Source organism: Cupriavidus sp. H19C3 (genome assembly GCF_049393815.1).
GTDB lineage: Bacteria > Pseudomonadota > Gammaproteobacteria > Burkholderiales > Burkholderiaceae > Cupriavidus.
In genome coordinates, this window is record NZ_CP184985.1 from 2,785,334 (window position 1) to 2,799,004 (window position 13,671).

The following is a 13,671-nucleotide window of genomic DNA, read 5'->3' on the forward strand; positions in this document are numbered from 1 at the left end:
CGGCTTCACGTGCCTTCGGCGACAATCGTCACCTTCGTTCTCATTGCCTTCCCGGGGTCTCATGTCCGCAGCGACCATCGTTCCGCTCGATGCCGCGGCTACTGCCGCGCGCCTGCCTTATCCAGCGCTTGCCGCCGCCATTGCCGCCATGCTCGGCGAATTGCGCGCCGGCACCGCGAGCGCGCCGCCGCGTATCGCCTTGCCGGTGGGCGAGGGCGGCACGCTGCTGGTAATGCCTGCCCGCAACGGCACGCTGGCGATGACCAAGAACATCACGGTGCATCCACGCAATCCTGCGCGCGGACTGCCTTCGATTCTCGGCGAGGTAGTCGTGGCCAATGCCGACACCGGGGAGCGGCTGGCCATGCTCGACGGCCCCACCGTGACCGGTCGCCGCACCGCGGCGGTATCGCTGCTGGCCGCGCAGTCGTTTGCGCCAGCACCTGACGGTGACCTGCTGATCGTCGGCGCGGGGGTGCAGGCGCAGACGCACCTGGAAGCGTTTGTGGCCGGCCTGGGCGTGCGGCGCGTGTGGCTGCATTCGCGTACCCGCGACAAGGCCGCGGCGCTCGCCGCGCACGCGCGCGCGCTTGGGGTGGAAGCGGAAGTGACCGACGCGGTGGCGGACGTGCTGCCGCGCGTGTCGATGGTGGTCACCGTCACGTCGAGCCGCACGCCCGTGTTGCCCGACCTCGACAGCGGCCTGTGGACCGACCGGCATTTCGTGGCGGCGGTCGGCGCGTTCCGGCCCGACATGTGCGAACTGCCGCCGGCGCTGTGCCACGCGGCCGCGCGTAGCGGCCGGCTGCTGGCGGACACCTTGTTCGGCATCGAAGACGAAGCCGGCGATCTGCTCCAGGCCGGTATCGACTGGGCCACGGTGCAGCCGTTCGAGACCGCCATCCTTGCGGCGGCGACGATTCGTGCGCGCGTCGGCAGCCCACTCGTCTTCAAGAGCGTGGGCTATGCGTTGTGGGACCTGGCTGCCTGCATGCTCGCGAGTGGGGACGCCGTCACTGCCTGACCGGTGGTTTCAATTGTGCGTTTGCAGCATTTGGCCCTCGCTGTGCGAGGGTCTTTCGCTAACACCGGGCAAAGCGTTGCGCGGATGCATCTCGCATTGATGAAATCGCCCGTTTTCTCCGTCAATTTTTTGGGTTAACCCTCGCTTTAGGGCGTTCCTTCTAGCCATGCGTTTCATGTTTGAAACAGTCCGCCAGTGCGGAGCGGGATAATGCGTGCCTTGCAGCAACGATGAGGAGTAAGAGGAACCATGACAACGATCTATAAGAAGATGCTGGTAGCAGCCGCGGCCCTGACGATGGCCGGTCTGGCGCAGGCACAATCGGCGGGCAGCAACATCGTGAGCCTTGGCTGGTTCCGGGTCATGCCGACCGGACACAGCGAGAACCTGACCATCGATAGCCTGGCCGGCCGCCCCGTCAATCAGCAACGTCCCAACACCGGCGCCACGATCGATTCGGCGGACACGCTGGGTCTGTCTTTCGACCACTTCTTTACCGACAACTTCTCCGCCGAATTCGTGCTCGGCGTGCCGCCCAAGCACGATGTGAGCGGCGACCGCGGCTACGAGAAATACGGCAAGCTCGGCGAGGTGCGCCAGTGGAGCCCGGCGGTAGTGTTCAAGTGGCACTTCTTTGATGCCAAGACGCGCTTCCGTCCGTACGTCGGTATCGGCGTGAACTACACGTGGTTCACGGGCGAGACCGTGACCAACCAGACCTTCGTGCAGAACGAGTTCGGTCCTGGTTCACGCATGACGGCCAGTGCCACCCCATCGTGGAACCCGGTGTTCAACCTCGGTGCCAGCTACGCCATTACCGACAAGTGGTATGTCGGCGTATCGGTCTCGTACGTGCCGATGTCGACCCGGGGCAATTTCGAAACCACGCTCGGCAACGGCGCGGTGGTGCGTTCGCATACCAAGATCGACATCAATCCGGTGGTGACGTATCTCAACGTCGGCTACCGCTTCTGACGCGGACGGCATTGGCCGATGCGGCCATGCAAAAGGCGCCCCACGGGGCGCCTTTTTTGTCCGCATGCCGGCAGCCATACGCGTCTGATGCCGCTGCCGGCGGGTTCGAATTACTTCGTACCCTTGACCGGATAGCCGGCGCCTTCGATGGCCTGCCGCAGCGCACCCTGGTCGGCCTGACTGTCGACCTTGACCGCCTGCGTCGGCACATCGGCGCTGACGCGCGCCGCCGGGTCCACCGCCTGCACGGCACGCGTGATGGCGCCGATACAGTGGTTGCACGACATACCTTCGACCTGGAATTCAATCATTTGCTGCTCCTGAGGAAAGTGGGGACGACCGCCGTAGTGTGAACCTTCCCACCATGGCAAGCGCAAGCGGAAATCCCGCTCGGCGCCAGCCTTGACCTTCCAATGATGGTAAGGTCCACCATGCAGACATTCCTCTCTGCAATGGCAGGTTTCCATGTCAACTCCCGCTTCCGCCTCACCCTCCTCCTTTGCCGCCGCCGTGCCTGACAGTCCGGAATGGCGGTTTCCGGTCGACGGCATGACTTGCGCGTCGTGCGTGCGCCGCGTCGAAAACGCGCTGGCCAAGGTCCCGGGCGTGCACGATGCCACCGTCAACCTCGCCACCGAACAGGTCACCCTGCGCGCCGACAACGGCACCGCGCTGTCCGCCGCCGCCCAGGCGGTGGCCGACGCCGGCTACGCGGTGCCGCGCGAGACCATCGAGTTCGCGGTATCCGACATGACTTGCGCCTCGTGCGTCGGGCGCGTGGAACGCGCGTTGCGCGCGGTACCCGGTGTGGTCGATGCGCAGGTGAACCTCGCCACCGAGCGCGCCGCCGTCAGCGTGCTGCGTGGTGCCGTCTCCACCGAGGCCCTGGCCGATGCCGTGAGCCGTGCCGGGTACGGCGCGGCACCGGTCACCGCGCCCGTGGGGACGGCCGAGCCGGCGCGCCACGATTTCTGGTCCGGCCCGTACGCCGTCACGGTGCCGGCGTTGCTGTCGCTGCCGCTGGTCGCGCCCATGGTGCTGGCATGGTTCGGCATCGAATGGATGCTGCCGGGCTGGGCGCAATGGCTGCTGGCCACGCCGGTGCAGTTCGTCTTCGGCTGGCGCTTCTACAAGGCGGGCTGGAAAGCGGTGCGCGCGGGCGCGGGCAATATGGACCTGCTGGTCGCGCTCGGCACGTCGGCGGCCTATGTCCTGTCGGTCTGGATGTTGCTCGGCGGCCATGGCGGTCACGCCGGCCACCTGTACTTCGAGAGCGCGGCGGTGGTGATCACGCTGGTGCGGCTCGGCAAATGGCTGGAGACGCGCGCCAAGCGCCAGACCGCCGACGCGATCCGCGCGCTGGCGGCGTTGCGGCCCGATACCGCGCAGGTACGCCGCGACGGGCAGGTGGCCACGGTACCGCTCGCCGCCGTGCGCGTGGGCGATGAGGTGGTGATACGCCCCGGCGAACGCATTCCGGTCGATGGCGAGGTCGTCGAAGGCAGCAGCCATGTCGACGAATCGATGCTGACCGGCGAATCGGTGCCGGTGCCGCGACGCGAAGGCGACCGGGTGACGGGCGGGGCGATCAACGGGGAAGGGCTGCTGGTCGCGCGCACCACGGCGGTCGGCGCGGAAACGGTGCTGGCCCGCATCATCCGCATGGTCGAGCATGCCCAGGCCGCCAAGGCGCCCATCCAGCGGCTGGTGGACCGCGTCAGCGCGGTGTTCGTGCCGGTGGTGCTCGTGATCGCGCTGGCCACGTTGCTGGGCTGGGGTGTGGCCAGCGGCGACTGGTCGGCGGCGCTGCTCAACGCGGTGGCGGTGCTGGTGATCGCCTGTCCGTGCGCGCTCGGGCTGGCCACGCCTACCGCGATCATGGCCGGTACCGGCGCCGGCGCGCGCGCGGGCATCCTGATCAAGGATGCGGAAGCGCTGGAGGTGGCGCATCGCGTATCGGTGGTGGCCTTCGACAAGACCGGCACGCTGACGGTCGGCAAACCGGAAGTGGTGGCGCTGGTCGCGGCCGATGGCGACGACGCCGCCTTGCTGGGCCGGCTGGCCGCGTTGCAGGCCGGCAGCGAGCATCCGCTCGCGCGCGCGGTACAGGCCGCGGCGCAGACGCGCGGGGTGGCAGTCCCCGCGGCGCGGGACGTCCGCGCACTGCCGGGGCGCGGCATCGAAGGCCAGGTCGAGGGCGTGGCGCTGCAGCTCGGCAGCGAGGCGCAGCGCGCTGTCCTGGGGGCGGACGCCGGCCCGCTGCAGGCCGAGGCCGAGCGCCTGCGCGGCGCGGGCCGCACGGTCTCGTGGCTGATGGCGGTGTCGCCGCCGCGCGTACTCGGGCTGGTGGGCTTTGGCGATGCGCTCAAGCCGAGCGCCGCGGCCGCCGTGGCGCGCTTGCGCGAGGCCGGCATCCGCACCGTGATGCTGACTGGCGACAATGCGGGGGCCGCGCGCCATATCGGCGCCGCGCTCGGGCTCGACGAGGTGCAGGCCGAGGTGCTGCCCGAGGACAAGGCCGCGCGCGTCAATGCGCTGCAGCGCGACGGCGCGGTGGTGGCCATGGTCGGCGACGGCATCAACGACGCGCCGGCGCTGGCGGCGGCCGATGTCGGCATCGCGATGTCCACCGGTACCGACGTGGCCATGCATGCGGCCGGCATTACGCTGATGCGCGGCGATCCGCTGCTGGTGGCCGATGCGCTCTCGGTCTCGCACCGTACCGTGCGCAAGATCCGGCAGAACCTGTTCTGGGCGTTCGTCTATAACGTCATCGGCATTCCGCTGGCCGCCGCCGGCCTGCTCAATCCGGTGGTCGCGGGCGCGGCCATGGCATTCTCGAGCGTGAGCGTGGTGACCAATGCATTGCTGCTGCGGCGCTGGCGTGCCGCGGCGGCCGGGCCTGGCCAGGAGGGCGCACCATGAATATCGGGGAAGCGGCGGCCGCATCGGGCGTGACCGCCAAGATGATCCGCCACTACGAATCGATCGGGCTGGTTGCCGCACCGCCACGCAGCGAGGGCGGCTATCGCCGTTACGACGAGCGCGCCGTGCACACCTTGCGCTTCGTGCGCCGGGCTCGTAATCTCGGATTCTCGCTCGACGAGATTCGCGACCTGTTGTCGCTGTGGCACGACCGCGCGCGGGCGAGTGCCGATGTGAAGGCGCTGACGCTACGGCATGTGGCCGACCTCGAGACGCGCATCGCCGAGCTGAGCGCAATGCGCGACACGCTGCGCGGGCTGGCCGAGTCGTGCAACGGCGACGCGCGACCCGATTGTCCGATCCTTACCGATTTTGCCGGCGCGGACGGCGATGCATCGTGCTGTCATCCGCGCGACGCAGACTGACGGTGGCGGCACGCGCTGCGGTCGGGCGCCTCGCGCCTGGCTGCCTTTGCGGCCGTTCGATCGGGCCTGACGCACGACACCTCGCGCATCACGCATCGGGCCTTACGCTTCAAACATTACGGATCAAGCATTACGCATTGCGCATCACGCAGCGCAGCAACAATAACAGCAGGCATACCCAGCAATTCCAGCAAGGAGCGAGTGGGATGGATGAACCTGTGACGACCGCGGAGCCCGGCATGGCCCTGCCGCCAGCCACCAGTACCGCCCCCGCCGCCAGCATGCCGGCGGAGAGCCGCCAGCGCATGCGCGATGGCACCGAGCTGTTCCTGCGCACCTGGCTGCCCGACCCCATGCGCTTTCCCGATCCGCTCGGCACCCTGCTGCTCGTGCACGGCCTGGGCGAGCACTGCGGCCGCTACGATCACGTGGTGCAGGTGCTGTGCGGGCTGGGCCTGCGCGTGCGCGCCTACGATCAGCGCGGCCATGGCCGCAGCGGCGGCCCGCGCATGGTGGTGCCGCATGCCGATGCCTACGTCGACGACCTGGCCGAAATCCACGACGGGGCGGTGCGGCAATGGAACGAGTTGCCGATCGTGCTGGGCCACAGCATGGGCGGACTGGTGGCGGCACGCCTGGCCACCGCGCGCGTACGGCCGATCCGGGCGCTGATCCTGTCCTCGCCGGCGCTCGCGCTGTGGCTCTCGGGCCGCATGCTGACGCTGCAACGTGTGCTGATGGCCCTGGCGCCGCGGCTGCGCGTGCCCACGCGTCTCGATGCCGCCGCGCTATCGCACGATGCCGAGGTAGTGCGTGCCTACCGCACCGATCGCCTGGTGCAGGCCACCGTCAGCGCGGGCGTGCTGGAAACCTTCGTGCGTGGCATGGCGCAGGCGCAAGCCGATGCGCCGCGGCTGGAGGCGCCCACGCTGATGCTGGTGGCGGGCGCCGACCGCATCGTCGATCCCGCGGGCAGCCGCCTGTTCCACGACAACGCGCCCGCCGACCTGCGCGAGATGGTCTGGTACGAGGGCGCCTGTCACGAGTTGTTCAACGAGGCCGAGCCATGGCGTGGCGAGGCGCTCGCGGCCATGTCGGAGTGGCTGCGGCGGCATCTGGAACCGCAAGGGGCGGCGGTGCCCGTGCCGGCTCCGGCGGCGGCGGCGGCGGGGGCTACGGCAAGACCCTGACGGCCGCCGGCGGCCAGTCGTGCGATGATCTCCGGATTCCGATAACAAACCGATGCAGGACCAAGGGACATGGAGACATACGACTACATCATCGTGGGCGCCGGCTCGGCCGGCTGCGTACTGGCCAACCGGCTCACCGAGGATGCCGACGTCAACGTGCTGCTGCTGGAAGCGGGCGGCAAGGACGATTACCACTGGATTCACATCCCGGTCGGCTACCTCTATTGCATCGGCAATCCGCGCACCGACTGGCTCTATCGCACCGCCGCCGAGCCCGGCCTCAACGGCCGTTCGCTGGGCTATCCGCGCGGCCGCGTGCTGGGCGGCTCGTCCTCGATCAACGGCATGATCTACATGCGCGGGCAGCGTGAGGACTACGACGACTGGGCACGCATCAGCGGCGACGACGGCTGGAAGTGGGACAACGTGCTGCCGCTGTTCAAGCGCAGCGAGGACCATCACCGCGGCGCCAGCGAATTCCATGGCGGCGGCGGCGAGTGGCGCGTGGAAGCGCAACGCCTGCGCTGGGACATCCTGGAGCGCTTTATCGACGCGGCGGAGCAGGCCGGCATTCCGCGCACCGACGACTTCAATCGCGGCGACAATTTCGGCGTGGGCTACTTCGAGGTCAACCAGCGCCGCGGCATTCGCTGGAACACGGCCAAGGCGTTCCTGCGCCGCGCCGCCGACCGGCCCAACCTGACCATCATCACCGGCGCGCAGGTGAGCACGCTGACCTTCGACGAGGGGGCGGGGCGCCGCTGCACCGGCGTACGCTACCTTGGCGGCGGCGTCGAGCGCGAGGCGCGCGCGCACGAGGAAGTGATCCTGGCCGCCGGCGCCGTCAACTCGCCGCAGTTGCTCGAACTGTCCGGCATCGGCCAGCCGGAACGGCTGCAGTCGCTCGGCATCCGCGTGCGGCATGCGCTGCCGGGCGTCGGCGAAAACCTGCAGGATCACCTGCAGCTCCGTACGGTGATCAAGGTCGATGGCGTGCGCACGCTCAATACGCGCGTCGCGCACTGGTGGGGCAAGCTCGGTATCGGCCTGCAGTACGCGTTCAACCAGAGCGGCCCGATGAGCATGGCGCCGTCGCAGCTGGGCGCGTTTGCGCGCAGCGACGCCGGGCAGGCGCGGCCCAATCTCGAGTACCACGTGCAGCCGTTGTCGCTCGACAAGTTCGGCGATCCGCTGCATGCGTTCAACGCCTTTACCGCGAGCGTGTGCAACCTGCGTCCGACCTCGCGCGGCAGCGTGCATATCGAGGCCGCCGACTTCCGTGCGGCACCGCGCATCGCACCCAATTACCTGTCCACCGACGACGACCGCAAGGTCGCGGCCGATTCGATCCGGCTGACGCGGCGCATCGTCGCATCGCCCGCGCTGGCGCCGTACCGGCCGCAGGAATGGCTGCCCGGCACGGCGTTCGAAACCGACGAGCAGCTCGCCGAAGCGGCCGGCGCAATCGGCACCACCATCTTCCATCCGGTGGGCACGTGCCGCATGGGCCAGCCCGACGACGGCGACGCGGTGGTCGACCCGCGCCTGCGTGTGCGTGGCGTCGAGGGCCTGCGCGTGGTCGATGCATCGGTCATGCCGCTTATCACGTCGGGCAATACCAACTCGCCGACGATCATGATCGCCGAGCGTGCAAGCGACATGATTCGCGCCGATCGCAAGGCTCGCCATGCGCACACGGGCACCGTTTCGGCGCATGCCGACACGCCCGCGGATGTGGCGCAGACCTAGGCGCGGAAATGTCCGCGGCAATATCCGCAGCATTGTCCGCGGCAATGTGAGCGGTAATGTATTACGCCTAGTGCAAACCCCGATGTTTTGCGACGCAACAGGCGCAGACAATAGTCGCCGGTAAACGGTGCGCCAGCCTGCACATGTCACGCATGGGCAATATGGTTCGCACCGTCGACCGCGGTAGCCGCACCGCACAAATGCCATACGAAGGGCACCTATAACAACGCGGCAAACATGGCGACAACCGCGCCGGAGATCCAACCATTGTCAGTGCCGGGCACAATCCGGTGGCGCAGCAAAGGGCGGGCAGGAGACTATGAATCAGGAAAACATCCTGGAAACGAAGAACCTCACGAAAGAGTTCAAGGGGTTCACCGCAGTGAGCGACGTCAACCTGCGCGTGCGGCGCGGGTCGATCCATGCATTGATCGGCCCCAACGGTGCGGGCAAGACGACCTGCTTCAATCTGCTGACGAAATTTCTCGAGCCGACCCACGGCACGATCCTGTTCAACGGCATCGATATCACCCGCGAGAAGCCCGCGCAGATTGCGCGCCGCGGCGTGATTCGGTCGTTCCAGATCTCGGCGGTGTTTCCGCACCTGACGGTACGCGAGAACGTGCGCATCGGGCTGCAGCGGCAACTCGGCACGTCCTTCCAGTTCTGGCGCAGCGAACGTTCGCTCGATGTGCTCGACGCGCGCGCGATGGATCTGCTCGAACAGGTGGGCCTCACCGAGTTTGCCAGCACCGTCACCGTCAACCTGCCGTATGGCCGCAAGCGCGCGCTCGAGATCGCCACCACGCTGGCGATGGAGCCCGAACTGATGCTGCTCGATGAGCCGACGCAAGGCATGGGCCACGAAGACGTGGATCGCGTCACGCAGCTGATCAAGAAGGTCTCGGCCGGCCGCACCATCCTGATGGTCGAGCACAACATGAACGTGGTGTCGTCGATCGCCGACAAGATCACGGTGCTCCAGCGCGGCGCCATCCTCGCCGAAGGCCCGTATGCCGAGGTCTCGAAGGATCCGCGCGTGATGGAAGCCTATATGGGCACGGCCGACGCCGAGCTCCAGGGCGCGCACTGAACGCGAGGACACCGACATGACAACTTCGATGACTCCGGCCCTGGAGATCAGCGGCCTGCACGCCTGGTACGGCGAGTCGCACATCCTGCACGGCGTCGACCTCACCGTGAATCCTGGCGAGGTGGTCACGCTGCTCGGGCGCAACGGCGCGGGCCGTACCACCACGCTGCGCGCGATCATGGGCCTCACCGGCGCGCGCAAGGGTTCGATCAAGGTCAACGGCCACGAAACCATTGGCCTGCCGACGCACAAGATCGCGCACTACGGCATTGGCTATTGTCCCGAGGAACGCGCGATCTTCTCGAGCCTCTCGTGCGAGGAGAACCTGTTGCTGCCGCCGCAGCTCAAGGCCCGCAACGATGGCAAGAGCGGGCAGGCGGGGCCGAAGACCGGCATGAGCGAGGCCGAAATCTACGAGATGTTCCCCAACCTGGCCGAACGCCGCCAGAGTCAGGGGACCCGCCTTTCCGGCGGCGAGCAGCAGATGCTGGCGGTCGGCCGCATCCTGCGCACGGGTGCCAACCTGCTGCTGCTCGACGAAATCTCGGAGGGGCTTGCGCCCGTGATCGTGCAGGCGCTCGCGCGCATGATCCTGACGCTCAAGAAGAAGGGCTACACCGTGGTGATGGTCGAGCAGAACTTCCGCTTTGCCGCACCGCTCGCGGATCGCTTCTACGTGATGGAACACGGCACCATCGTCGAGCGCTTCGCCGCCGACGAACTGCAGGCAAAGATGCCTGTGCTCAACGAACTGCTTGGGGTCTGACCGTACCGGCGCGCATGCCGGACGATCACACGATTGCTGTTGGCAGGAACGGGTAGCTTTGCGCTGCCGCAACTCAGGAGACAAAACATGAAGATGACTCGGCTGGCGGTCGCAGTGGCGGCGACTGTATTGGGTACCGTTGCGACGGGCGCATCGGCGCAGGTTTCGAACGACACGGTGAAGATCGGCTTTATCACCGACCTTTCGGGCCTGTATGCGGATATCGACGGCCAGGGCGGCCTCGAAGCCATCAAGATGGCGATCGAGGACCACGGCGGCAAGGTACTGGGCAAGCCGATCGAACTGATGTCGGCGGACCACCAGAACAAGGCCGATATCGCCGCATCGAAGGCGCGCGAGTGGATGGACCAGCAAGGCCTCGACCTGCTGGTGGGCGGCACCAACTCCGGTACCGCGCTGGCCATGAACAAGGTCGCTTCCGAGAAGAAGCGCGTCTACATCAACATCGGTGCCGGCACTGCCCGCCTGACCAACGAAGAGTGCTCGCCGTACACGGTGCACTACGCGTACGACACGGTGGCGCTGGCCAAGGGCACCGGCAGCGCGGTGGTCAAGCAGGGCGGCAAGTCGTGGTTCTTCCTGACCGCCGACTACGCGTTCGGCCACTCGCTCGAGAACGATACCGCGGCCGTGGTCAAGGCCAACGGCGGCACGGTGGTCGGCTCGGTGCGTCACCCGCTGTCGGCGTCGGACTTCTCGTCGTTCCTGCTGCAGGCGCAGGCGTCCAAGGCACAGATCCTGGGCCTTGCCAACGCCGGTGGCGACACCATCAATTCGATCAAGGCCGCCAAGGAATTCGGCATCACCAAGACGATGAAGATCGCCGGCCTGCTCATGTTCATCAACGACGTGCACAGCCTGGGCCTGAAGAACACCGAAGGCCTGCTGATGACGGACAGCTGGTACTGGGACATGAACGACGATACGCGCAAGTTCGCCAACCGCTATTTCGGCAAGATGAAGAAGATGCCGAGCTCGCTGCAGGCGGCGGACTACTCGTCGGTGAGCACCTACCTGAAGGCGGTGGAAGCGGCCAAGACCGACGATCCGGACAAGGTCATGGCCGAGCTGAAGAAGATGAAGCTCAACGACTTCTACTCGAAGGGCTACATCCGCCAGGACGGCCGCTACGTGCACGACATGTACCTGATGCAGGTGAAGGCGCCGGCCGATTCCAAGAAGCCGTGGGACTACATGAAGGTGGCGGCCACGATTCCGGGCGACCAGGCGTTCACCACGCCGGCGGAATCGAAGTGCGCCCTGTTGAAGAAGTAAGCGCAGGCGGCTTCGCCCCGGCCGCATGAGCGGACGCGGGCGTGGCCACCCTTCCCGACCCCTTCCCGCCCCATTGGCTGCCCGCCTGCCGCAGGCAGCGCGGGGCGGGAAGAGGGGGAAGCAAACAGACTGACGGCACACACCGCCATGGACATTTTCGGTATTCCCCTTCCCGCCATGCTGTCCCAGCTGCTGCTGGGCCTCGTCAATGGCGCCTTCTATGCGATGTTGAGTCTCGGGCTGGCGGTGATCTTCGGCCTGCTCAACGTCATCAATTTTGCGCACGGCGCGCTGTTCATGCTCGGCGCGGTGCTTGCCTGGGCCGGCATGGAGTACGCCGGTCTCAACTACTGGGTGATGCTGGCGCTCGCCCCGCTCGTGGTCGGCGTGATCGGCGTGATCATCGAGAAGAGCATGCTGCGCTGGATCTACAAGCTCGACCATATCTACGGTCTGCTGCTCACGCTCGGCATCACGCTGGTGATCGAGGGCGTGCTCCGCTCGATCTACGGCGTGTCGGGTCTGCCGTACTCGCCGCCCGACGCACTGCAGGGTGCCACCGATGTCGGCTTCATGATCCTGCCGAACTATCGCGCGTGGGTCGTGGTGGCCTCGCTGGTGGTGTGCTTCGCCACCTGGTACGTGATCGAGAAGACCAAGCTCGGTGCCTATCTGCGTGCCGGCACCGAGAACCCCAAGATGGTGGAGGCGTTCGGCGTCAACGTGCCGCTGATGGTGACGCTGACATACGGCTTCGGCGTGGCGCTGGCCGCGTTTGCCGGCGTGCTGGCGGCGCCCGTTATCCAGATCTCGCCGCTGATGGGGCAGAACCTCATCATCATCGTGTTTGCCGTGGTGGTGATCGGCGGCATGGGTTCGATCATGGGCTCGATCCTGACCGGCCTCGGGCTTGGCGTGATCGAAGGCCTGACCAAGGTGTTCTACCCTGAGGCATCGTCGACCGTGGTGTTCTTCATCATGGTGATCGTGCTGTTGCTACGACCGGCCGGACTGTTCGGGAGGGAGAAGTGATGAGCGGACAGACGGGACAGACGGGACAGACTGCGGTGGCCGTTGGCGGCGACCGCGTCAAGGAAGGAACTGGCGTGCAGAAGAAAGTATTGTATGGCCTGCTGCTGCTGGGCCTGATCGCGGCGCCGCTGTTGGGCGCGTATCCGGTGTTCGTGCTCAAGGTGCTGTGCTTCGCGCTGTTTGCATGCGCGTTCAACCTGCTGATCGGCTATACCGGACTGCTGTCCTTTGGCCACGCGGCGTTCTTCGGCGGCGCGGGCTATGTGGCCGGGCAGGCGATGAAGGTGTGGGGCGTGACGCCGGAGATCGGGCTGGTGCTCGGTACCGCGGCCGGCGCGCTGATCGGTTATGTGGTTGGCTCGCTTGCGATCCGGCGCCAGGGCATCTACTTCTCGATGATCACGCTTGCGCTGGCGCAGATGCTGTTCTTCATCTGCCTGCAGGCGCCGTTCACGGGCGGCGAGGACGGCCTGCAGGGCATTCCACGCGGCAAGCTGTTCGGCGTGCTGTCGCTGTCGGACGACCTTACGCTGTACTACGTGGCGCTGGTCATCATCGTGGCGGCCTTTGCGCTGATCGTGCGCACCGTGCATTCGCCGTTCGGGCAGATCCTCAAGGCGATCAAGGAGAACGAGCCGCGCACCATCTCGCTCGGCTACGACACCGACCGCTTCAAGCTGATGGCCTTCGTGCTGTCGGCCGCGCTGTCGGGCCTGGCGGGATCGATCAAGGCACTCGTGCTCGGCTTCGAGACGCTGACCGACGTGCACTGGTCGATGTCGGGCTCGGTGATCCTGATGACGCTGGTGGGCGGTCTCGGCACACTGTCGGGCCCGGTGGTGGGCGCTTTCGTGATCGTCGCGCTCGAAAACAAGCTTGGCGATATCGGCGCGTTCCTGGCCTCGGCCACGGGCGTGGAATGGTTCAACGTGCTGGGCGAATCGGTGACGATGGTGACGGGTGTGATCTTCGTCATCTGCGTGCTCACGTTCCGCCGCGGCATCATGGGCGAACTCATCGCGCTGACCGAGCGAAAGAAGCGCTGAAGGCACTCAGGCGGCGCAGACATGCCCGGTTTTGGGGCTAGGGTTTGTTCTAGCTTGTTTCATACGCACCGCTTAGTTACATTGCATATACGGTTTTCGCAGGTTACTTGGAGGCGGAAGCGAGGAGACGACAGGCGCGCACCCGGTGTC

12 protein-coding genes are annotated in these 13,671 nt (G+C 66.7%); 11 read left to right on the top strand and 1 reads right to left on the bottom strand.

What is annotated here, in order from left to right:
* Positions 1-61 precede the first annotated feature (61 nt).
* A complete protein-coding gene (locus tag DFLDMN_RS12860; RefSeq protein WP_423195336.1) occupies positions 62-1,024 on the top strand; it encodes a delta(1)-pyrroline-2-carboxylate reductase family protein in 963 nt (320 codons plus the stop codon).
* 249 nt (positions 1,025-1,273) lie between these two features.
* On the top strand, positions 1,274-1,999 hold the full coding sequence (locus tag DFLDMN_RS12865) for an OmpW/AlkL family protein (protein ID WP_423195337.1): 726 nt from the start codon (positions 1,274-1,276) through the stop codon (positions 1,997-1,999).
* Positions 2,000-2,109: 110 nt separating this feature from the next.
* Here the strand turns inward: DFLDMN_RS12865 and DFLDMN_RS12870 are convergent, their stop codons facing one another.
* Positions 2,110-2,310 carry a heavy-metal-associated domain-containing protein gene (locus DFLDMN_RS12870; protein WP_423195338.1) on the bottom strand — a complete coding sequence of 67 codons (201 nt, stop codon included), beginning with the start codon at positions 2,308-2,310 and terminating at the stop codon, positions 2,110-2,112.
* A 154-nt stretch (positions 2,311-2,464) separates the two neighbouring features.
* Between DFLDMN_RS12870 and DFLDMN_RS12875 the strand changes: the two genes are divergently transcribed.
* From DFLDMN_RS12875 to DFLDMN_RS12915, 9 genes are all read left to right on the top strand, one after another.
* Positions 2,465-4,924 (top strand): heavy metal translocating P-type ATPase, encoded by a 2,460-nt coding sequence (locus DFLDMN_RS12875; protein ID WP_423195339.1) that lies wholly within the window; start codon positions 2,465-2,467, stop codon positions 4,922-4,924.
* Positions 4,921-5,349, top strand: a complete 429-nt coding sequence (gene cueR, locus DFLDMN_RS12880; protein ID WP_423195340.1) for a Cu(I)-responsive transcriptional regulator — start codon at positions 4,921-4,923, stop codon at positions 5,347-5,349. Before DFLDMN_RS12875 ends, cueR begins: the two co-directional genes overlap by 4 nt.
* A gap of 206 nt (positions 5,350-5,555) precedes the next feature.
* Positions 5,556-6,539 (top strand): lysophospholipase, encoded by a 984-nt coding sequence (locus DFLDMN_RS12885; protein WP_423195341.1) that lies wholly within the window; start codon positions 5,556-5,558, stop codon positions 6,537-6,539.
* Between the two features lie 69 nt (positions 6,540-6,608).
* Complete coding sequence (locus DFLDMN_RS12890) at positions 6,609-8,288, top strand: GMC family oxidoreductase (protein WP_423195342.1); 1,680 nt, start codon at positions 6,609-6,611, stop codon at positions 8,286-8,288.
* A 319-nt stretch (positions 8,289-8,607) separates the two neighbouring features.
* On the top strand, positions 8,608-9,381 hold the full coding sequence (locus tag DFLDMN_RS12895; RefSeq protein WP_423195343.1) for an ABC transporter ATP-binding protein: 774 nt from the start codon (positions 8,608-8,610) through the stop codon (positions 9,379-9,381).
* Between the two features lie 16 nt (positions 9,382-9,397).
* Entirely contained in the window at positions 9,398-10,147 is a 750-nt protein-coding gene (locus DFLDMN_RS12900) for an ABC transporter ATP-binding protein (RefSeq protein ID WP_423195344.1), read from the top strand.
* Positions 10,148-10,234: 87 nt separating this feature from the next.
* The gene (locus tag DFLDMN_RS12905; RefSeq protein WP_423195345.1) at positions 10,235-11,443 is read left to right on the top strand and encodes an ABC transporter substrate-binding protein; all 1,209 of its coding nucleotides are present in this window, start codon (positions 10,235-10,237) and stop codon (positions 11,441-11,443) included.
* Between the two features lie 147 nt (positions 11,444-11,590).
* Positions 11,591-12,475: a branched-chain amino acid ABC transporter permease gene (locus DFLDMN_RS12910; RefSeq protein ID WP_423195346.1), complete on the top strand. Its 885-nt coding sequence runs from the start codon at positions 11,591-11,593 to the stop codon at positions 12,473-12,475.
* Positions 12,475-13,521, top strand: a complete 1,047-nt coding sequence (locus DFLDMN_RS12915) for a branched-chain amino acid ABC transporter permease (RefSeq protein ID WP_423195347.1) — start codon at positions 12,475-12,477, stop codon at positions 13,519-13,521. Before DFLDMN_RS12910 ends, DFLDMN_RS12915 begins: the two co-directional genes overlap by 1 nt.
* Positions 13,522-13,671 lie beyond the last annotated feature (150 nt).